Origin of the sequence: Pseudomonas sp. PP3 (assembly GCF_905336995.1) — a bacterium.
GTDB classification, from domain to species: Bacteria; Pseudomonadota; Gammaproteobacteria; order Pseudomonadales; family Pseudomonadaceae; genus Aquipseudomonas; species Aquipseudomonas reinekei.
Genome location: NZ_HG995459.1, coordinates 4,052,767 through 4,071,644, shown reverse-complemented (window position 1 = coordinate 4,071,644; position 18,878 = coordinate 4,052,767). Strand labels below are relative to the sequence as shown.

Genomic DNA, 18,878 nt, shown 5'->3' with positions numbered 1-18,878 from the left:
CTTCAATCGGGCGCTATGATGGCGCCCAAATCTGAGGTGTTTGGATATGCGTAAATCTTATTCGAGAGAGTTCAAGCTCAAAGCTGCGGGCATGGTGCTGGACGAAGGCCAGTCAGTTCCCGATGTCTGTGCCAATCTGGATATTGGTCCTACGGCCCTGCGCCGCTGGGTCGATCAAGTTCGAGAAGAGCGCCTGGGCTCGACCCCGGTGGGCGCCAAAGCGATTACTGCCGAGCAGCGAGAGATCCAGCAGCTCAAAGCCTTGCTCAGGCAAAAAGACCTGGACATCGAAATCCTAAAAAAGGCCAGTGCTCTCCTGCTTTTGGACTCCAAAGATCATTCTCGCTGATCAACGAGCTGGACGAGCAGTACGGCGTTAACAATTGCTGTCGGGCGTTTGGAGTCAACCGCAGCAGCTTTTACGCCTGGCGTCAGCGCCAGGGCAAGGTGAAGCCTGAGCGGGAGAAACTGAAAGCCGTGCTGATCGAACATCACAAGGAATCCAGAGCCTCTGCCGGCTCTCGCACCTTGGCCAAGCAGCTGCAAGCCAAGGGACATCGTGTCGGACGGCATATGGCTCGCAGCTTGATGCGCGAAGCCGGTGTTGCCAGTCATCAGCTGCGACGCCACAAGTACAAATCCTCCGGCGTGGAAGCGCTGGTGGCACCCCATGTGCTCAAGCGCAAGTTTGCTGTCACGGCGATGAATCAGGTGTGGTGCGGCGATGTCACGTACATCAAGGTCGGCAAGCGCTGGATGTATTTCGCGGCGGTGCTGGACCTGTTTGCTCGTCGGATCGTGGGGTGGGCGTTTTCGATGATTTCCGACGCCACGCTGACCTGTGAAGCGTTGCGAATGGCGGTGCAATTGCGAGGCAGTCCAAAAGAGGTGCTGTTTCATTCTGATCAAGGCTGCCAATACACCAGCCACAAATTCAGGAATGAGATGCGCAAGCATGGACTCCTGCAAAGCATGAGTCGCAAAGGTGAATGCTGGGACAACGCCCCGATGGAGCGTTTCTTTGGGAGCCTGAAGTCAGAATGGGTGCCCGAAGATGGCTACAGCTCGGAACATGAAGCCCGTGTAGATGTGCAGCGTTATGTGATGCGTTACAACAACGTCAGGCTCCACAGCTACAACGGCTATCGGTCGCCGGTAGCTATGGAGAAACTGGCGGCGTGAAACCTTAACTGGTGTCCAGAATTACTTGACCAGTTCAGCTTGCTCGCGATGGCGTCGGCCCACCAAACAATGATGCCAACTGACCCACCGCTATCGCGAGGGCAACTACCAATCCCAAATCCCAGTGTCTAGTCCTGAAATAGGTTTACACCTGTTTCAGCCTCAAAACGCCCGATGCACCGCATCGGGCGTTTTGTATTTCAGCGACAGATGAGGCCGCTCGTTGTTATAGATCTGCACCGACTCGTCCACCATCCGGATGGCCTCTGCAAAATCTTTGGGGCGATACAGCAATAACTCGTTTTTCAAAATCCCGTTCACACGCTCAGCCAATGCGTTTTGGTAGCAGTCGTAGCCATCGGTCATTGAGCAGGTGATGCCGTATTTGGCATGCAGCCGCTGATAAAGCTCGGAGCAGTATTGGGCGCCTCTATCCGAGTGATGCACCAGGCGTTGCTCCGTTGTCCGCTGCCTGAGGGCTTTGTTGAACGCCTGGATCACCGATTCGGTGTGCAAGCTTTCATGGACATGGTGCCCCACGATTTTTCGGGAGTACGCATCGGTGATCAAACTCAGATAAGCCACACCCGTTTGCGTCGGTAAGTAGGTGATGTCCGCAACCCATACTTGCTCTGGCGCCTTGGCGACTACCTGAATAGGCCCATCTTTGAGCAGGTTTGGATGCCGGTGAAAGCGATGATGGCTGTCTGTCGTTTTGTGATAGGCCCGTCTGCGGGGAACCAGTTCGCGCCGATCTCGCAAGATATCGAATAAACGGTCTCGACCAACCTTTACGGACACTTCTGGCTCAGTGCGCATTAGATTGTGAAGTTTTCGGGTGCCAAGGCGCGGCTGCCTAAGTCGCTTTTCCCTCACGAATCCCATCACTTCCTGGGCATGACAGGCCCGGGCATCACACGCCCGGTTGCGCTTGTAATAAGCCTGACGGGAAATCCCCATGAACTGGCAAGCCCTACTGATGCTCAGGCCTTGGATCTGCCCTTGGGAGAGGACTTGCCGGATCGCTTTTTTACGACAGAAACACCGAAGTCGTTCTTCAAAACGTCAACGACGGCTTCGAAAAACTGAGCTTTCTGGTTGGCTTGGGCAAGCTTTTCTTCAAGCTCTTTGATTCGCTGTTCGGGTGTCAGCGGTTTATCGGGCTCATCCATGGAACGGGGTCTCTTGGAGCGAATGGACGCGCCTTGACTCCAGTCCTGCCGACCATGCCTGCGTAACCAGTTCAGTACGGTCGTTTTACCCTGAATGCCATAGCGCTCTTGAGCCTCTTTATAACTCAACTCGCCTTTTTCGACCTGATCGACGACCGACAATTTAAAGGTCAGCGTGTAATCACGCTGACTGCGCCTTTCTCCCGTATTCATTACTCCCTCCTGAGAATGGGTCAGAAGGTGTAAACCTTATTCAGGACGGGACACAGCCACAAAAAAGGGGACTTGCGTCCCCTTGCGGTGTTGCGTCGTGCAACGCTAAACCATCAGTAGATGTCCTTCGACAGCAGCGTAAACGGCGTCTTCACCAGAATCTTCAAGTCCAGCCACAACGACCAGTTGTTGATGTACTTGAGGTCAATCTCTACACGCTTCTGCATCTTGTCGATGGTGTCGGTCTCACCACGGCAGCCGTTGATCTGTGCCAGGCCGGTGATGCCCGGTTTGATTCGGTGGCGCGCCATGTACGCGAGGATTTTCCCGGAGTAGTAATTGTTATGCGCGACGGCATGCGGCCGTGGGCCAACCAGTGCCATATGGCCTTGCAGCACGTTGAACAATTGCGGCAGTTCATCCAGCGAAGTGCGGCGGATGAAGCGGCCGACGGCGGTGATACGCGAGTCGTTGCGGCTGGCCTGCTTGACCTCTTTATCATCGTGGACACGCATCGAGCGGAACTTCCAGACCTGAATCACCTTGCCGTTCCAGCCATGACGATCCTGCTTGAAGAACACCGGGCCCGGCGAGTTGAGTTTCACCGCCAGTGCAATGACCAGCAGTACCGGGCTCAACAGGATAATGGCCAGCAGCGCCACGCTTTTTTCCACCAGGCTTTTGCTCAGTGCAGCAGTAGGGCGGCTGGTCAGCGGGCTTTCGTTCAAGTAGATCGCCGGCAGGCCGTCCACGACTTTCACCGAGTGATTGAGCAGCGTCAGGCTGTTCAAGTCCGGCACCCACACCACGTCAACGTTGGCACCGAGCAAATCGACATACATGGCTTCGATTTTTGCCGCTTCCGACAAGGGCAAGGTGATGTACAGGCGACGGATGTCATGGGTTTTGATCAGCTCGAGCAGATCTTCCTGAGCGCCGACAATGCTCGGTGCGTCGGGCTCCAGCGAGGGAACGCTGCCGTTGCTGACCAGACCAACCAGTGGCAGGTTTTCAAGATGGCTCAGCTTGTTTGCCAGCCCCAGTGCCAGTTCGCCGGTGCCAACGATCAGGGTTTTATGCTCGCTTTTGCGCGAACGCTGGTAGAACTTCGAAAAAGCATGCAGCGGCGCATACAACAGTGCCTGACCCAGGAAACCGTACACCGCCCAGCCAAGAATCACCTGCCGCGAGAACAGCTCATCGGCCTTGCAGATAAACGCAATGCAAGCCAGTGCAGCCATGGTCATGGACCAGCCCATGAACAGACGTCCCAGACCCGTCAGATAGTTGTCTCTTTTTCGATAAACGCCACTGAACGTGTAAGCCGGAACTGAGGCAAGTACGGCCAGCGTTGCGCACATTCGGTAGTAGAACTCGACCGATCCTGTGTGTCGCTCCGCCAGGATGAACAACAATGAAACAACAAAGCCCTGTGCCAGCGCCCATTGGCCCCAAAATGTAAGTCCCTTGAGGCCGGTGTTTCGATTGATACGAAGAGTAAGATCCATACGATATCCCCAGAAAACGTCCATTCAGGTTTCGACAGTTGAAATCCGAGTTGTTAAGTAGACTTATTGTTTTTATTAGAGCGAGTGTCCTGAGGAAACAACGCCGGTACGCGGAACTGTCGTCAGTCAATAGACTAAGTTATTGCTGGGGATGCTGTCTGACGAGTTCTAACAAGATGGCAAAGTGCAACTAGCCAGCAAATATATACACTCGGGCGTTAGAATTGGTCGACGAGCAGGGGGTGAATAAATGGTGTTGTATTGGGTATTGTAGGAGGGGTGGAGGCAGGAGGGCGTAAGAGGAAAGTTAAAACAAACAGAGTGCTATTTTTATTGTTGTCGCACTGTTGTTTGATGGGGTCAGGCGTTCAGCACACCACTTCCTGGATCAGGCAATAGCCGCGGTTTCTCACCGCACGAAACAGGCGTTCACCATTGCTGGCACTTTTGAATTTGTCTTGAAGACGACTCAGGCACATTTCCAGGCCGCGGTATTGTTCTGGTTCCCGGCCGATACTCAGGATCAGCTCGTCCCGACTGACGACGCGTTCTTCATGGTGCAGCATTTTCTTGACCAGTGCAGTTTCCAGTCCGGTCAGGCTTATCTCGACACCCTCTTTAACCAATGCACCTTGATCATTATCAAGTTGCCAGACTTCGCTGCAAGGAGCATTACCCTCGATTGTTTGGGAGGCGCCACTGGCGTCAGCCATGATGGCCGGCTTACTGTGGAAAGGATTTTCTGATTGTGCTGCCAACCATTCGGACTCAAGGGTGGCCAATATTTTCTGCGTATCGTGTTCGATACTCTGCGCAACTTTTTTCCTTGTCACGCTTGGGTAAGAGAACTCCATCAGCACGGGGGCGGAAGAGGGCGAGGCAACTCCTTCAACAAACATTTGTGCCTGGGAGGTCCCAAATGAGTTAAATCGCTCACTGGACAGAATGGTCTCTAGTTCACGTTGCGACGTTGTGCTGTGGGTTACGACGACGAAATATTTCCTTGGGAGGGGGGTACTAATTTCCATGTCTCTCTCCTGAAGTACGCACCAAATTTGGCAAAAAAATGATCGGCAGGGGAGTAAAGACTCCCTCGGAAGTAATCGAAAGGCAGGGTTTGGGCCCAAAAATGGCCCTCGATGGGTTCCACACGATCTGCTATAGAATGACTTCTTATTGTTATGGTTCAGTGTTGCCACGGTCATGGAGTCGATAAATTGGCGTGAAGTATAAAAGACAAATCAAACAATGAAACCGATATCTTTGTACAGCTTAAAAAAACATTCCCTTAGATGATGTCAAAAAGCCTTTGAATTGCTGGCTCATACAGTCGATATCAACCCTCTCATCAGGCGATATCCATAGCCTCGAATGCTCTGGATGGCATTTGTACCGTACACATCCTTGATTTTTCCGCGCAAGCGGCTGATGGATTTTTCCAGTGCTCTGGGGTCGTAGAAATTGCTGTTGAGCCCCATGATAGCGGCGATTTCATCGTGACTTAGTATGTGATTACTGGTTTGCGCAAATGCTTCCAGAATCTTCATCTCGGCAAATGAAATATCCAGTTTTTTGCTGGTGCCCATTAGGCAGATACGAGTAGGGTCCAATATCAGATTGATATCTCTTTGCCATTCTTCACTGTTGAAAAAATCGGCAAGTAGCTCTGAGCCTTCGTCAGATAAGGTATTGAACTTGATACAAAAGTCGGCCCCTGCCAGATAGTATTTCATCTTGTTGGGGGTGCCGCGCCCGGTAATGACCGCACATATGATGGGCGTTAAATGGGCGTTGCGCAGGTTTTCGACTACCGCAAGGCTCTCCTCGAGGGCCTGAGGGCTATCGATGATGATGAAGATGGCTCGATACGAACCGAGGTATTCGTTCTTCTTATATGAAAGAGTGTACGAACTGGCATCAAGTGCTATATCGGTTCGCACGTGCCTTGCGACTAGCGCTCTAAAATTTTCAGCCACGCCACGCGTCCGGCCCAGGGTGAGAACACCGGGTTCGTCGTTTGTCTGGCGCAGGCTTCTAGTCGCTAAGTTCCCTGTAAGCATCATGCATTGACTCGAATAGGTGCTGACATCGGGATGTTAAAGCACCAGTTCTGATCTGTGACTGACAATTGGTAACATTTAAGCGAATTTTAGACGTGGCTCCCGAGTTTTCTAACAATAATTAAGCTTTTCAAGCTTTTAGTTGATTTTCTCGGTGCACTGAACTAGTGAAAATAGCTCGTTAGATGGTGGCAATGTGGAATTGTGCCACTATTTTGAGTCTATGGCGATTTCTTTTTCATGTCCTTTTGCCACTGTTTGTAGCCTGTGTACCGCGATGCATGAAATTTAGGTCATTCGCGTGGAAATACAAATAGTGTGAGCTTGATCACATTTTAACGGGTGAGGGCGTAATCTCGCCTAAATAGCGAATTACTTCCGCTTAAGTAGCAGTCGGACGATTCTTAACATGGCTTGAGTGTATTGTTTGATAAGACATATTCTCCGTCGCTGGGTCGGGCAATGGGTGTCAATTTGCCAGTTGCCCAGGGTTCAGTTGCTCAATACCTGAAAGTAGTTAACGGTGTGCTCATACGGGCAGTCTGACGGAGGATTAATGGATTTCTTGACCCTTATAAAGGTGTTGATTCTAGGTGCAGTAGAAGGCCTTACAGAGTTTTTGCCCATCTCCAGTACGGGGCATCAGATTATTGTTGCTGATTTATTAGAGTTTGGCGGTGAACGCGCCATGGCGTTCAATATTATTATTCAGCTGGGTGCCATTCTTGCCGTCGTATGGGAGTTTCGTCCGAAGATCTTCGACATCGTCAAAGGCTTGCCGACCCAGCGCAATGCTCAGCGTTTCACCCTCAACCTGCTGATCGGTTTTCTGCCCGCCGTTGTGCTGGGGGTGTTATTCGCCGACAAGATTCACGAATACCTGTTCAACCCGATAACCGTGGCCGTCGCGTTGGTCATAGGGGGCATTGTCATGTTGTGGGCAGAGCAGCGGGATCATGTGGTGCACATCGAGCATGTTGACGATATGCACTGGTCAGATGCGCTGAAGGTGGGGTTTGCACAATGCCTGGCGATGGTGCCGGGTACTTCCCGTTCCGGGTCGACCATCATCGGAGGTTTGCTGTTTGGCCTGTCGCGCAAGGCCGCCACCGAGTACTCGTTCTTTCTGGCGATGCCCACCATGGTCGGCGCTGCGGTGTACTCGGGCTACAAGTACCGCGACCTGTTCCAGAACAGCGATCTGCCGGTTTTCGCCCTGGGCTTCGTGACTGCATTCTTTTTCGCGATGATCGCTGTGCGCGGCCTGCTCAAGTTCATTGCGAACCACAGTTATGCCGCTTTCGCGTGGTACCGGATTGCCTTCGGATTACTGATCCTGGCGACCTGGCTATTTGGCTGGGTGAATTGGACGGCGGCTGCAGCGGCGGGCTGACAGCAATGCCAGGCGGTTCAAACCGCCTGGCTTGATTGACGGGGATTAACGCCCTTCAAGCAATTCAGCGGCTTGATCCAGCAGTGCCAAGGGCTCCTTGGCCTTGTGAATATCCACCGACAACAACTGGCGAAACTTGCGCGCGCCCGGAAACCCGGTGCCCAGGCCCAATACGTGGCGGGTGATGTGGTGCATCGAGCCGCCCGCATCGATGTGCGCAGCGATGTAAGGCCGCAACTGCGCAAGCGCTTCGGCACGGGTGATCACCGGCGCAGTGCTGCCGAACAACTGCTGATCCACTTCAGCCATCACGTACGGGTTGTGATACGCCTCGCGGCCCAGCATCACACCGTCAAACGTCTGCAAATGTTCATGGCAGGCTTCCAGCGTCTTGATCCCGCCGTTGAGAATGATCTCCAGCTCCGGAAAATCCGCCTTCAACCGCGCCGCGACGTCATAACGCAACGGCGGAATGTCACGGTTCTCCTTCGGCGACAACCCTTCCAGAATCGCAATGCGCGCATGCACGGTAAAACTGGTGCACCCGGCATCACGCACCGTACCGACGAAGTCGCACAGCTCTTCGTAACTGTCGCGCCCATTGATGCCGATGCGATGCTTGACCGTCACCGGAATCGACACCGCATCGCGCATCGCCTTCACACAATCGGCCACCAACTGCGGATGCCCCATCAGGCACGCGCCGATCATATTGTTCTGCACCCGATCACTCGGGCAGCCGACATTCAGATTCACCTCATCGTAACCATGCTCCTGCGCCATCCGCGCACAGGCCGCCAAATCCAGCGGAACACTGCCACCCAACTGCAACGCGAGCGGATGCTCAGCATCGTCATGCCGCAGAAAACGCTCGTGATCACCGTTGAGCAGGGCGCCGGTGGTGACCATTTCGGTATAGAGCAGGGCGTTTTTCGACAACAGACGTAGGAAAAAACGGCAATGGCGGTCAGTCCAATCCATCATCGGCGCAACCGAAAACCGGCGGGACAGCGGGGCGGGTGTAGCGTTGTTTACGGGCATGAGGAATCTGGAATCGGTGAGGCTGGGAGGTGGGGGAGTTTATCAGGATTGGGCTTGTGGGGCGCGGACGTGTCCCAAGGTGATGTTTTCAACACTTCCTGAACCGGCGCTGTCGCTGAATCAGGTTTCATCCTGCCTGACCGAACTCCGGCATAGGATCAATCCCGACCCTCTTCAAACTGCATCCAGCCCCCCAGGAATCCGCAAAAATGATCGCAAACCTCATCAAAGTCTCGTTGATCGCGGGTGCTGTGCTGTTGAGCGCCTGTTCCGGGGTGAGTACCGATCACCGGTATGCGGATGACTCGCCGTCGGCTAACGGTTTCGGCCCGGGACCGACTCGTAACTCCAGTCAGCTGAATTTCCACGGCAGTGCGTTAGGCAATAGCTTCGGTGAGTACAGTTCGGGGTTGTTGCATGACGATTGATCGGTGCGCGACGGTGGAATGAGTTCCACCGTTGCGCGCTGCGGATGAGGCTCAGACGATCCTCAAACCTTCGAAGGGATTCCAGCCTTGTGAGCCTTTGACCTGTTTCAGGTAGTAGGCGTAGTTGGCGCTCAATCCGTACATCAGTGCAAAGACGACATTCAGGCCGGTGTTTACGGCTTTGGGTCCTTCGTCGTAACCCAGCAGACTGAATACCAGTGTCAGGACGAAGGAGATGGCGATGATGATCGCGATGATCGCCAGGTTTTTTTTCCACAGTCCAAGCACGAATAGATAGATTGGCCCGAAGAAAAACGCGATGAAGTTCAGGTTGATCAGAATGCGCTTGCGCGCTGGCAACTGCTTGAAAGCCGATTTGAATTCAGGGCTTTTTGGCGCGCCGTGTTGATCAAAGAAAGCGAAACGCTCTTGCCATTTCGGGCTGGCGTTGTAGGTTTGCAATTCATCCGTGCTGCTCATTGTCTGTCCTTTTTTTGAGGGTTCTGCTCGGTCGAGGCATCGACCGAATGATCGTTCGGTGCGCTTATCAACGCGTCTTGCATAGGACCGGCGTGCTGCCGGTGCGACCGCAGTTTCGGACATGTATCAAGATTTAACAAGCCATGACGTCACAACTCGTCCACTTACGGGCTCAACGTTCCCAGCTGCGCCACCAACCCCACAATCAACACGCCTGCGACGAGCTCCACCCTCACGCTGCAGCGAAGCGTGTTCGCCGCCACGCGATACTGCCCCTCTCGCAATGATTGCTGGAGCAATGGTCCCCAATGGAGGCGGTTTAGCGCGGCCAGTACGAGCATACCGGCGAACAATGCGATTTTGATCAACAGCAAAACGCCGTAGGTGCCTGGCAGCACTGCGTCGATGTTTGGTCCGGCGATGTATAGGTAGTTCACAACGCCGGTGACTGTTATGACAACCACAATCAGCGCACCCACGGACTCAAACCGGGTGACGGCACGGGCCAGGAGGCGGATATGCTTTTCCGATTGCAGGCTGTTGTTGCGTGACATCCAGAAAAACGCGACCAATGCGCCCAGCCAGGCACCCGCGGCCAGCAAGTGCAGGATGTCTGCGGTGAAATGCCAGACGCCTTCATCCATGGCACCATGTCCGTTCCAGGCCAGGGAGGCGAGGGCGATAGCGCCAGCAATAGTCGCTATCCATAAGCCAGGGGCAGATGCGCGCATGTTGCATGACATCGCCAAAGCGATGACTGACAACATCGTGATCCGAATCATCCAGGCCATCCCGGCGTCCATTTCAAACACCATCATTTCCATGTGCGGGCGCAGTTCGCCAAGGTCGGATTCCCCGCTCATGGCGCTGACCATCAGCAGCATGCCAATGACGGATAGCGCCCCCCCGACAATGGCCGCGCCCACCAGTAGTGATCGAAATGGCAGCACGCCCCCCGAAATCCGTTCCTGCCCCTTAAGGCTGTACAACCCGAACAGCGCGATGCCAAACAGCAGCATCAAATCCACGTACAACAAAAAGCGCAGAACGATGTTGGCCCAGTCGCTCATCAATCACTTCACTTTGAATGAAACGTTACCGGTGATCGGGTGGGTGTCCGAGGACACGGCGCGCCACTCGACCTTGTAGGTGCCAGCGGGTAGCGGTGCCAGCGGCTTGATGAGCATGGTTTTCGGGTCGCTGCCACCGCTGACTCTGGCTTTCATGGGCATGGGCGAATGCGCCATGCCGGCCATTTCGGTCATGACCAGTTTTGCCCCGGAAAACTGCGTGACCAGGTTTTCGGAAAAGTGCAGTTCGATGGTGTCGGGCGCCGCACCCATTGCACCATCGGCAGGGCTGGAGGACAGCAACTTCGGATGGGCTTGAACTAAGGTGCCCATTAGCAGGCCGGCTGAAAGCAAGACAGTGACAGCGGTGTTTTTGATGATGTGCATGCAAGGCCTCTTGCCGCTCAATGCGGCTCGTTATCATTGTGGGTATATGGGTTCAGAACCACAGGCGCACGCCGAGAACCAGCCGCGCCTCGCTGCGATCCTCGCCTTCGGCCGCGGCGTAATCGGCGGTTTTGCCGTAGGTACGGTTCCATGTCACGCCAATGTAGGGCGCAAATTCCCGGCGAATTTCATAACGCAGGCGCAGGCCCGCTTCGCTATTGGACAGGCCGGAGCCAACCCCTCGTTGCGGGTCGTTCTTGCCGTAGAAGTTAAGCTCCGCGGTCGGTTGCAGGATGAGACGGTTGGTCAGCAGGATGTCGTAGTCGCCCTCCAGTCGCACGGCGCTCTGACCGCCTTCACCGATGAATGCCGTCGCCTCGGCTTCGAAGTTGTACAACGCCATGCCTTGCACGCCGAGCGCGGCCCAGGTTTGCGGGGCACCGGGTTTGAAGTCCTGGCGGATACCGCTGACAACGTCCCACCATGGACTGATCGCATGGCCCCAAAGCGCCTGGATTTCAGCATCTTCGGTCTTGCCGTTGGTGCGTTCGCCTTCAGAACGCAGCCAAAGACGATCAATGTCGCCACCGATCCAGCCGGACAAATCCCAGGCCAGGGTGCTGCCGTCGTCGGCGTCCTGCCATTCGAGTTTGTCGGCGAGGAAGAGTGAGTTCAGCGCGGTGTCATGTACGGCATGACCGCTATGGCTGCTGAAGACGGCAGCACGGTCGGCGTCGGTCAGTGCCGGAATGGGCGTACGACTTTCGGTCGGGGCTGCAGGTTGCATCTGGCCTTCGTCCATGGTTTGCAGCTCGCCATGATCCATTGAGGTCATCTGGCTGTGATCCATGCCCTGCATGTCGCTTGAGGCGGCTTTTACCATGGAGAGCGGCAGGCCAGCGGTGATGAGGGCCATGGCAATGGGGGTGAGTCTGATCATGGTTGGCGCCTCATTCTTCCACGCGAACTTCACGGAACATACCCATTTCCATGTGGAACAGGAGATGGCAGTGATAGGCCCAGCGCCCGAGCGCATCGGCGGTTACCCGATAGCTGCGGCGGGTGCCCGGTGGCATGTCAATGGTGTGTTTGCGCACCATGAAGGCGCCGTTCTCGTCTTCGAGGTCGCTCCACATTCCGTGCAGGTGGATGGGGTGCGTCATCATGGTGTCGTTGACCAGCACCACACGAATGCGCTCGCCATACTTGAGGCGCAGAGGCTCGGCATCGGAGAACTTCACGCCGTTGAACGACCAGGAAAACTTCTCCATATGCCCGGTCAGATGCAACTCGATCGTGCGCCCGGGATCGCGGCCATCCGGGTCCTCGAAGGTACTGCGCAGGTCGGAGTAGGTCAGAACCCGGCGACCATTGTTGCGCAGGCCCAGGCCAGGGTCGTCGAGTTTGGGGGCGGTGGACATGGCTTGCATGTCCACCAGCGGGTTGTTGTTTTCCGAGTCGGGATGAGACTGCATCCCGGGCATGACCATGTTGCTGTGGTCCATGCCAGCCATGTTGCCGTGATCCATCCCGCCCATACCCATGTCCTCCATGCTGACCAGGGGGCGCGGGTCCAGCGGTGGCACTGGCGCGGACAGGCCAGGCTTCATCGCAAGGCTGCCGCGGGCGTAACCGGTACGGTCCATCGATTGAGCGAACACGGTGTAGGCGGTGTCAATCGGCTCGACAATCACGTCGAAGGTCTCGGCCACGGCAATGCGAAATTCGTCGACGCTCACAGGTTTGACGTGCAGGCCATCGGCCGCGACAACGGTCATTTTCAGGCCTGGAATGCGCACGTCGAAGTAGCTCATGGCCGAGCCGTTGATGAAGCGCAGCCGCAGTTTTTCGCCGGGACGGAACACACCGGTCCAATTGGCGTCCGGCGCCTGTCCGTTCATCAAGTAGGTGTAGGTGGCGCCGCTGACGTCGGCCAGATCGGTGGGATTCATCTTCATTTCAGCCCACATCTTGCGATCGGCAACGGTCGCGCCCCAACCGTTGGCGCTGACGTCGTCGATGAAATCGCCCACGGTGCGCTTGTGGTAGTTGTAGTAATCGGATTGCTTTTTCAGAGTCTTCATCAGGCTGGCCGGGTCTTCGTCGGTCCAGTCGGTCAGCATCACCACGTAATCGCGGTCGTACTGGAAAGGCTCCGGTTCACGGGCGTCAATCACCAGTGGACCGTAGACGCCGGATTGTTCCTGTAGCCCCGAATGGCTGTGATACCAGTAGGTACCGTTTTGTCGGACTTTGAATTGGTAGGCAAACAGCCCGCCGGGGTCTATGCCCTTGAAGCTCAGCCCTGGTACGCCGTCCATGTTGGCCGGCAACAAAATGCCATGCCAGTGAATGGAGGTGCTGTCCTTGAGTGCGTTCTTCACCCGCAAGGTGACCGTATCGCCTTCGCGCCAGCGCAGGAGAGGGCCGGGAAGGCTGCCATTGATAGTCATCGCGGTGCGCGGATTGCCGGTGAAGTTGACAGGGGTTTCACCGATGAACAGCTCGAAATCGCTGCCGGCCAGCACTTGCGGTTCGCCGGGGCTGGTGATCGCCCAGACGGACGGGCGCCATAATCCGAAACCGCTCAGCAGTCCGCCTGCGGCCAGACCTTTGACGAAGGTGCGTCGTGAAGTGTTGGAGTGCATGCCGATTATCCCGTCCGTCAGCCTGGTGAACTTGTCGACGAGACTAACGAACAGTGCCTTTCAACAGGCTGAGGCGAAGATTACAGTTTTGTCAGGTGGATGATGTTTACTGGCGCTTGGTAGGTTTGTCGGACGAGGCCACGGTGCCGCCGCTGCAGTTAATGTAGGACGACGACTTCAGCCAGCGCTGGTCAGGGTAGTAGGAGAACAGCAGCTGCCCGTCCTTCATCGAATCGATCAGTCGATGGGCAATCGCCGGCCGGACGGCCGGGCAACCGAGGCTTCTGCCGATCCGGCCGTTGGCCTTTGCCAGCACGGGACTGACGTACGGCGCGCCATGAATGACGATTGCGCGGTCGAAGGCGTTATCGTTGAAGCCCGGTTCCAGGCCTTCCATGCGCAATGAATAGCCGTTCTGGCCGCGATAGCTTTGCTGGGTCCGGAACAGGCCCAGGCTGGTGGCGAAGCTTTCGTTCTGATTGGAGAACTGGGTGGCCATGTTTTCGCCGCTGTTGCGGCCATGGGCAACGAGCTCCTGGAACAGCAATTTGCGTTTTTTCAGATCGAACACCCACAGGCGCTGTTCGGTCGAAGGCAGGGAGTAATCGATCACTGCTAGTCTCTGTGCCGGGGCTGCGCCTTGGACGCGGGTGCATTGGGTGGCACGGACTGCCAGGGCAATAACCTTGGCATTGGCATTTGGAGCAGCTTTGGCCAGCGCGACTTCAAGCGAATCGGCGTAGGCTGTTGAAAGGGAAGCCGACGTCAACAGCACAGCTGTGTACAGAAAGCCAAAGCGATGTAGCGCCATAAAAATGTCTCATCAGGAATATTTCGAGTCTAGCAGCGAGTTGGACGCTAGCCCTTTGATTGCGGGAGATTAAGGATTATCCATGGGTCAATTAACAAGGTTATTCGTCATAAGCCGTGTATTTTTTATGGTCTTTCTGATCAGCGGCACTGCGTTGGCGGAAACTTCGCCGATCATGCCGGTAACTGCGCCAAGCAGCCCAGCGGCCGCCGCACCGGATGATGTCGTCGGTCAAGCGATCCAGGCGGTGCTGGAACCGCTGCAATCTTCGTTCCCGCCGCTGCTCACTTCGCGCAAGCATCAACGGGTGGATGTCGGCCGGGTAGTGATGGATTTCTATTCCCATCGTCATTTTCGTGCCGCCTGGACGGACGGGCGGGACGTTGCGCAGTTAATCAAAAGCCTGAACGAAACAGAAATCGATGGCCTTGTGCCGACGGATTTCCGGGTGGCGGAGTTGGCCCAGGCACAGCTGGCGCTTAATGCGATTGCTCCGACTCCGGCGCAGGCGGCAGCTTTTGATCTCGCGGCTACTCGCACGTTCATCACCGCGCTGCTGCAATTGCGGCGTGGCAAGGTCGATCCGGCACGCCTGGATTTTCACTGGAATTTCGATCCGGTCGGTGTTGATCCTCGCGAGGACGTAAACGGCTTCTTCGCTGCCCTGGACGATCACGACGTGGCCCGCGCATTTGCTCAGGCGCCACCGCAGGAGGCGGTTTATCGCAACATGCGTGTGGCCTTGGCGCAGTTGCGCCAGGTCAGGGATGCCGGCGGCTGGCCAAAAGTGACGGAAGGGCAATCGCTCAAGCCCGGCATGGACGGTGTGGCAGTGACGCAATTGCGTGCCCGCCTGACGGCGGGTGGCTACCTGGAAGCGCAACCGGGCAAGCGCACGGATTACGACGAGAAAGTCATCGCGGCGGTGAAGAAGTATCAGGCTGAGCAGTATCTGGGCGCGGACGGTGTCGCGGGGGCGGCGACTCTGTCGGCGTTGAACGTGCCGGTGGAAGCGCGGATCGATCAGGTCCGGGTGAACATGGAGCGGGCGCGGTGGTTGCTGTACAAACTTCAGGGCACGTTCGTCATCGTTGATATCGCCGGATACAAGGTCGCGCTGTATCGCGATGGCCAACCGATCTGGCGCTCCCGGGTGCAGGTCGGCAAGCCGTTTCGCAGCACGCCGGTGTTTCAGTCCGAAATTACCTATGTCACGTTCAACCCGACGTGGACGGTGCCGCCAACGATTCTGGTCAAGGACATGCTGCCCAAGATTCAACAGAATCCGGGCTATCTGGCCGCCAACCGGATCCGGGCCCTCGACCGGGAGGGCAATGTGCTCGATCCGGCGGGCATCGACTGGTACAACGCTCGCGGCATCACGTTGCGCCAGGATGCCGGTCCGGAAAACTCCCTGGGCCAGGTGGTCATTCGCTTCCCCAACGATTACGCCATTTATTTGCACGACACGCCGCACCGCGAGTTGTTCGCCAAGTCCATGCGTGCCACCAGTTCCGGCTGTATTCGGGTGGAGAATCCGTTGCAGTTGGTCGAACTGTTGTTCAACGATCCGGTGCACTGGAACAGTGAAGGCATAAAAAAGCAATTGGCCAACGGCAAGACCGAAAACATCAAGCTGCCGGTCAAGGTGCCGGTGTTGTTGGCTTACTGGACGGTCGATATGAGCAACGATGGACGGGTGACATTCAAGCCCGACGTCTACGGCTATGATTCCCCCGTGTTACGCCGGTTGAACATGCCGACGGAGTTGCCCGCGCTGGACTTGCAGCAGGCGGCAACGTCTGTGGTTGTGTCCGGGCAGAACAACTGATCGCCCGGGAATAGCGGCGGTTAATCCGTTTAATAACGGCCAAACGCTCTAGTTCGGCCTTTGTGCTCCGTCGCAAATTTGCGAACTGGCAGCGCAAGGCGGTTGGCTCACGTGTTTAAAACTATCACAATGAAAGTAGGTCACAGGTGACCGGGCTAAATGGGATAGGAAATTCAAGATGGATGTTGTGCAAAAAAAATCGTCACTCACCGCGGGTCCACTTCATGTGCATGACCTTGATGAGTGCCGCAACATTCAGAAAGGAGCAGTGTTTATTGTTGCTTCAGGGGCGTCCGCCAAAGACTTTCCAGTGGAAAAGTATGCAGACGTACCCATGATCACCATGAACGGTGCGATCTCGAAGTTCGTTGGAACAGGGATCAAACCGTTTTTTTATGTGTGTACCGACCTGGGTTTTCCCCGGCAGCAACCCGACTTGTTTTCCCAGGCCATGTGTATCAGTGAGCGAGTCGCACTCGGGGAAGATCATCTCTGGGGCAATCAGGCCGAGCCTCAGGGTGAGTTGTATCTGCTGGGGCGGGCACCCAAACAGTCCTGGAGTGATTTGTTCCGCACGGATCAGGAGTTGGTCAGAAGTCGCAAGTTGGGCACCGGACGCACTCGCAGCCTGGGTTTCAGCAAGAATCTCAAACGCGGTTTTTTTGACGCTCGCACGGTGGCCTATCTGGCGTTACAGCTTGCCTATCACCTGGGGTTTACCAAGGTGGTTCTGGTGGGCGTCGACTTGAATGAAACGGTCAGTCGTTTCTACGAAAAGCCTGGCGCCATGACATCACCTTGCCGGCTCGATCAGCATTTTTATACGAGAATTCTGCCGTCGTTGGAGATTCTGTCGAAGTACGTCGTGAATGAAGACTTTCAGGTCTACAACCTGTCGCAGACTTCGAGGATTCCAGTGGAGCTTGTGCCCCGGGTGACGTTGGAACAACTCGACGCACTGATCTGACCGCGGTCGCAGGAGAATCGGGCTTAGGTGGTCGATAGCTCTCCTCGCAAAAACGTGACCAATGCCTGCTGTAAACCGCTCAGCGCTCCATCGCGGCTGATCAGCGCCAGTTCCGTCGGTGGCAGTGCCGGCAGATCGGTGCAGACGCTGTGTTCAGGCAATACCGCCGAGGCGGGCAACACCGAAATACCCAGCCCGCAAGCCACGGCGGCTTGAATGCCTGTCAGGCTATGACTGCCGAAGGCGATTCGCCAAGGCCGTTGCGCGACATCCAGCAATCGGATGGCGCGCTGACGATAGATACAGCCCTGCGGAAACAACGCCAGCGGTAATACGCCGTCGGTGGAATCAATATCCGCACCTTTGACCCACACAAGTGCTTCCGGCCAGGCGTCCCAGCAAGGGCCGCTGCCGGGTTCGCGCTTGACCAGCGCAATATCGATGTCGCCGCTGGCGAGTTGCTGTTTAAGGTCGGTGCTCATGCCGCTGACCGTTTCCAGACGTGCCTGGGGTTTCTCCCGCTTGAACCCGGCCAGAATGGTTGCCATGCGCCGGGCGTCGAAATCCTCCGGGACACCGATGCGCAGGATCTCCAGATCAACCTCGCTGGCCAGGGCTTCGACTGCTTGCGACGACAGCGCCAGCAAGCGCCGGGCATAGTGAATCAGCATTTCGCCATGCTCGGTGACGCTGATGTTTTGCCCGGTGCGATCGCGCAACAACAGGGCATGCCCCACCGATTCTTCGAGTTTGCGCAGCTGTTGACTCACCGTCGATTGTGTTCGATGCACACGCTCGGCGGCGCGGGTGAAGCTGCCTTCATCCACCACGCAAACGAAGGTTTTGAGCAGTTCGAGATCGAGCATGGCGATTCCTTTGATATTTGAATCACAACTAACAAGTGGCTATTAATTTAATTTCACACTATCACGCTGCGTTCATAAGCTGAAGATCACCGTTCAGAGGATGATTCCATGACACTGCAAAACACTCCACGCCCCGAATGGCTGACCTTCGATTGCTACGGCACGCTGATTCAGTGGGATGAAGGCTTGAAAGCCGTGGTGGCCGCTATTCTGCGCGACAAAGGCGAACATGCCGTGGATGTCGAGCGCCTGATCGAGGTCTACGACCGCCACGAGCATCGACTGGAGCAAATCCCGCCGCATCGCTCGTTCCGCGAATTGAGTACTCAAGGCTTGCAACTGGCCCTGGAAGAGCTTGGGCTGACGAGCGACCCACAAGACAGTCTGCGACTGGCCTCGGCCATCCCGCGGATGCCGCCGTTCCCCGAAGTCATTGCGACACTGGCGCAGCTCAAGGCCATGGGCTTCAAGCTGTGCATCGTTTCCAATACCGACGACGACATCATTACCGGCAACGTCGCGCAACTTGGCGGGCATATCGACCGGGTCATCACCGCCCAGCAGGCCGGCGCCTACAAACCCGATCCGCGCTTGTTTGACTACGCTCACCAACAGCTTGGTGTCACTCGCGAGCAGGCGGTGCACATCTGCGCCAGCCCGATGCTGGATCACACCGCCGCCCGGGACATGCACTTCCGGTGCGTCTGGATCGACCGTGGCACCGGCCGGCAATTGCTGCCGGATTATCGACCTGATGCGATATTGAACACGCTGGATCAGGTCGTGCCCTTGTTTAAATCCCTTGGCTGGTAACACACGGA

The 18,878-nt window shown here is 56.0% G+C and carries 19 protein-coding genes; 7 read left to right on the top strand and 12 right to left on the bottom strand.

All coding sequences use genetic code 11. The features are described from left to right. Positions 1 to 46 precede the first annotated feature (46 nt). A complete protein-coding gene (locus KHO07_RS29240; protein ID WP_224791293.1) occupies positions 47 to 349 on the top strand; it encodes a transposase in 303 nt (100 codons plus the stop codon). Then, on the top strand, positions 346 to 1,182 hold the full coding sequence (locus KHO07_RS18600) for an IS3 family transposase (RefSeq protein WP_348532550.1): 837 nt from the start codon (positions 346 to 348) through the stop codon (positions 1,180 to 1,182). The genes KHO07_RS29240 and KHO07_RS18600 overlap by 4 nt, the downstream gene beginning before the upstream one ends. Positions 1,183 to 1,344: 162 nt before the next feature. Here the strand turns inward: KHO07_RS18600 and KHO07_RS18595 are convergent. The 4 genes from KHO07_RS18595 to KHO07_RS18580 form a co-directional block, all read right to left on the bottom strand. Then, positions 1,345 to 2,567, bottom strand: a protein-coding gene (locus KHO07_RS18595) for an IS3 family transposase (RefSeq protein ID WP_212624898.1) whose coding sequence is annotated in 2 segments (ribosomal slippage) — positions 1,345 to 2,216 and positions 2,216 to 2,567 — 1,224 coding nt in all. Because the reading frame shifts where the segments join, the coding sequence is not laid out codon by codon here. Positions 2,568 to 2,680: 113 nt separating this feature from the next. Then, on the bottom strand, positions 2,681 to 4,075 hold the full coding sequence (locus KHO07_RS18590) for an undecaprenyl-phosphate glucose phosphotransferase (RefSeq protein ID WP_150733326.1): 1,395 nt from the start codon (positions 4,073 to 4,075) through the stop codon (positions 2,681 to 2,683). Between the two features lie 368 nt (positions 4,076 to 4,443). Next, entirely contained in the window at positions 4,444 to 5,103 is a 660-nt protein-coding gene (locus KHO07_RS18585; protein ID WP_212625163.1) for a helix-turn-helix domain-containing protein, read from the bottom strand. 294 nt (positions 5,104 to 5,397) lie between these two features. Then, the gene (locus tag KHO07_RS18580) at positions 5,398 to 6,138 is read right to left on the bottom strand and encodes a winged helix-turn-helix domain-containing protein (protein WP_150733328.1); all 741 of its coding nucleotides are present in this window, start codon (positions 6,136 to 6,138) and stop codon (positions 5,398 to 5,400) included. Positions 6,139 to 6,691: 553 nt separating this feature from the next. On the opposite strand from KHO07_RS18580, the gene KHO07_RS18575 reads away from it, so the two are divergent. Further along, the gene (locus tag KHO07_RS18575; protein ID WP_212625162.1) at positions 6,692 to 7,528 is read left to right on the top strand and encodes an undecaprenyl-diphosphate phosphatase; all 837 of its coding nucleotides are present in this window, start codon (positions 6,692 to 6,694) and stop codon (positions 7,526 to 7,528) included. A gap of 45 nt (positions 7,529 to 7,573) precedes the next feature. On the opposite strand, the gene dusA is transcribed toward KHO07_RS18575, so the two are convergent. After that, entirely contained in the window at positions 7,574 to 8,569 is a 996-nt protein-coding gene (dusA, locus tag KHO07_RS18570; RefSeq protein ID WP_150733330.1) for a tRNA dihydrouridine(20/20a) synthase DusA, read from the bottom strand. Positions 8,570 to 8,778: 209 nt separating this feature from the next. On the opposite strand from dusA, the gene KHO07_RS18565 reads away from it, so the two are divergent. Beyond that, on the top strand, positions 8,779 to 8,997 hold the full coding sequence (locus tag KHO07_RS18565) for a hypothetical protein (protein ID WP_212625161.1): 219 nt from the start codon (positions 8,779 to 8,781) through the stop codon (positions 8,995 to 8,997). Between the two features lie 51 nt (positions 8,998 to 9,048). Here the strand turns inward: KHO07_RS18565 and KHO07_RS18560 are convergent, their stop codons facing one another. From KHO07_RS18560 to KHO07_RS18535, 6 genes are all read right to left on the bottom strand, one after another. Beyond that, positions 9,049 to 9,477 (bottom strand): DUF2628 domain-containing protein, encoded by a 429-nt coding sequence (locus tag KHO07_RS18560; RefSeq protein ID WP_150733332.1) that lies wholly within the window; start codon positions 9,475 to 9,477, stop codon positions 9,049 to 9,051. Positions 9,478 to 9,641: 164 nt separating this feature from the next. Then, complete coding sequence (gene copD / locus KHO07_RS18555) at positions 9,642 to 10,547, bottom strand: copper homeostasis membrane protein CopD (RefSeq protein ID WP_212625160.1); 906 nt, start codon at positions 10,545 to 10,547, stop codon at positions 9,642 to 9,644. A 3-nt stretch (positions 10,548 to 10,550) separates the two neighbouring features. After that, positions 10,551 to 10,934: a copper homeostasis periplasmic binding protein CopC gene (gene copC / locus KHO07_RS18550; RefSeq protein WP_212625159.1), complete on the bottom strand. Its 384-nt coding sequence runs from the start codon at positions 10,932 to 10,934 to the stop codon at positions 10,551 to 10,553. Between the two features lie 52 nt (positions 10,935 to 10,986). Beyond that, the gene (locus KHO07_RS18545; RefSeq protein WP_212625158.1) at positions 10,987 to 11,874 is read right to left on the bottom strand and encodes a copper resistance protein B; all 888 of its coding nucleotides are present in this window, start codon (positions 11,872 to 11,874) and stop codon (positions 10,987 to 10,989) included. A gap of 10 nt (positions 11,875 to 11,884) precedes the next feature. Then, positions 11,885 to 13,582: a copper resistance system multicopper oxidase gene (locus KHO07_RS18540; protein WP_212625157.1), complete on the bottom strand. Its 1,698-nt coding sequence runs from the start codon at positions 13,580 to 13,582 to the stop codon at positions 11,885 to 11,887. A 106-nt stretch (positions 13,583 to 13,688) separates the two neighbouring features. After that, positions 13,689 to 14,393 (bottom strand): murein L,D-transpeptidase catalytic domain family protein, encoded by a 705-nt coding sequence (locus tag KHO07_RS18535; RefSeq protein WP_212625156.1) that lies wholly within the window; start codon positions 14,391 to 14,393, stop codon positions 13,689 to 13,691. Positions 14,394 to 14,475: 82 nt separating this feature from the next. Here KHO07_RS18535 and KHO07_RS18530 point away from each other — a divergent pair, with 82 nt between their 5' ends. Further along, complete coding sequence (locus tag KHO07_RS18530; RefSeq protein ID WP_212625155.1) at positions 14,476 to 16,224, top strand: L,D-transpeptidase family protein; 1,749 nt, start codon at positions 14,476 to 14,478, stop codon at positions 16,222 to 16,224. A gap of 178 nt (positions 16,225 to 16,402) precedes the next feature. Beyond that, on the top strand, positions 16,403 to 17,191 hold the full coding sequence (locus tag KHO07_RS18525; RefSeq protein ID WP_150733339.1) for a lipopolysaccharide biosynthesis protein: 789 nt from the start codon (positions 16,403 to 16,405) through the stop codon (positions 17,189 to 17,191). Positions 17,192 to 17,214: 23 nt separating this feature from the next. On the opposite strand, the gene KHO07_RS18520 is transcribed toward KHO07_RS18525, so the two are convergent. Continuing rightward, the gene (locus tag KHO07_RS18520) at positions 17,215 to 18,057 is read right to left on the bottom strand and encodes a LysR family transcriptional regulator (protein ID WP_212625154.1); all 843 of its coding nucleotides are present in this window, start codon (positions 18,055 to 18,057) and stop codon (positions 17,215 to 17,217) included. 108 nt (positions 18,058 to 18,165) lie between these two features. Here KHO07_RS18520 and KHO07_RS18515 point away from each other — a divergent pair, with 108 nt between their 5' ends. Next, positions 18,166 to 18,870: a haloacid dehalogenase type II gene (locus KHO07_RS18515; RefSeq protein WP_212625153.1), complete on the top strand. Its 705-nt coding sequence runs from the start codon at positions 18,166 to 18,168 to the stop codon at positions 18,868 to 18,870. The last annotated feature ends 8 nt before the right edge of the window (positions 18,871 to 18,878 follow it).

Coding starts and splice junctions, on each gene's coding strand:
- KHO07_RS18525 (WP_150733339.1), top strand. CDS start 16,403: ATGGATGTTGTGCAAAAAAAATCGTCACTCACCGCGGGTCCACTTCAT.
- KHO07_RS18515 (WP_212625153.1), top strand. CDS start 18,166: ATGACACTGCAAAACACTCCACGCCCCGAATGGCTGACCTTCGATTGC.
- KHO07_RS18545 (WP_212625158.1), bottom strand. CDS start 11,874: ATGATCAGACTCACCCCCATTGCCATGGCCCTCATCACCGCTGGCCTG.
- KHO07_RS18580 (WP_150733328.1), bottom strand. CDS start 6,138: ATGATGCTTACAGGGAACTTAGCGACTAGAAGCCTGCGCCAGACAAAC.
- KHO07_RS18575 (WP_212625162.1), top strand. CDS start 6,692: ATGGATTTCTTGACCCTTATAAAGGTGTTGATTCTAGGTGCAGTAGAA.
- KHO07_RS18530 (WP_212625155.1), top strand. CDS start 14,476: ATGGGTCAATTAACAAGGTTATTCGTCATAAGCCGTGTATTTTTTATG.
- copD (WP_212625160.1), bottom strand. CDS start 10,547: ATGAGCGACTGGGCCAACATCGTTCTGCGCTTTTTGTTGTACGTGGAT.
- KHO07_RS18585 (WP_212625163.1), bottom strand. CDS start 5,103: ATGGAAATTAGTACCCCCCTCCCAAGGAAATATTTCGTCGTCGTAACC.
- KHO07_RS18535 (WP_212625156.1), bottom strand. CDS start 14,393: ATGGCGCTACATCGCTTTGGCTTTCTGTACACAGCTGTGCTGTTGACG.
- KHO07_RS18560 (WP_150733332.1), bottom strand. CDS start 9,477: ATGAGCAGCACGGATGAATTGCAAACCTACAACGCCAGCCCGAAATGG.
- copC (WP_212625159.1), bottom strand. CDS start 10,934: ATGCACATCATCAAAAACACCGCTGTCACTGTCTTGCTTTCAGCCGGC.
- KHO07_RS18540 (WP_212625157.1), bottom strand. CDS start 13,582: ATGCACTCCAACACTTCACGACGCACCTTCGTCAAAGGTCTGGCCGCA.
- KHO07_RS18590 (WP_150733326.1), bottom strand. CDS start 4,075: ATGGATCTTACTCTTCGTATCAATCGAAACACCGGCCTCAAGGGACTT.
- KHO07_RS18565 (WP_212625161.1), top strand. CDS start 8,779: ATGATCGCAAACCTCATCAAAGTCTCGTTGATCGCGGGTGCTGTGCTG.
- KHO07_RS29240 (WP_224791293.1), top strand. CDS start 47: ATGCGTAAATCTTATTCGAGAGAGTTCAAGCTCAAAGCTGCGGGCATG.
- dusA (WP_150733330.1), bottom strand. CDS start 8,569: ATGCCCGTAAACAACGCTACACCCGCCCCGCTGTCCCGCCGGTTTTCG.
- KHO07_RS18520 (WP_212625154.1), bottom strand. CDS start 18,057: ATGCTCGATCTCGAACTGCTCAAAACCTTCGTTTGCGTGGTGGATGAA.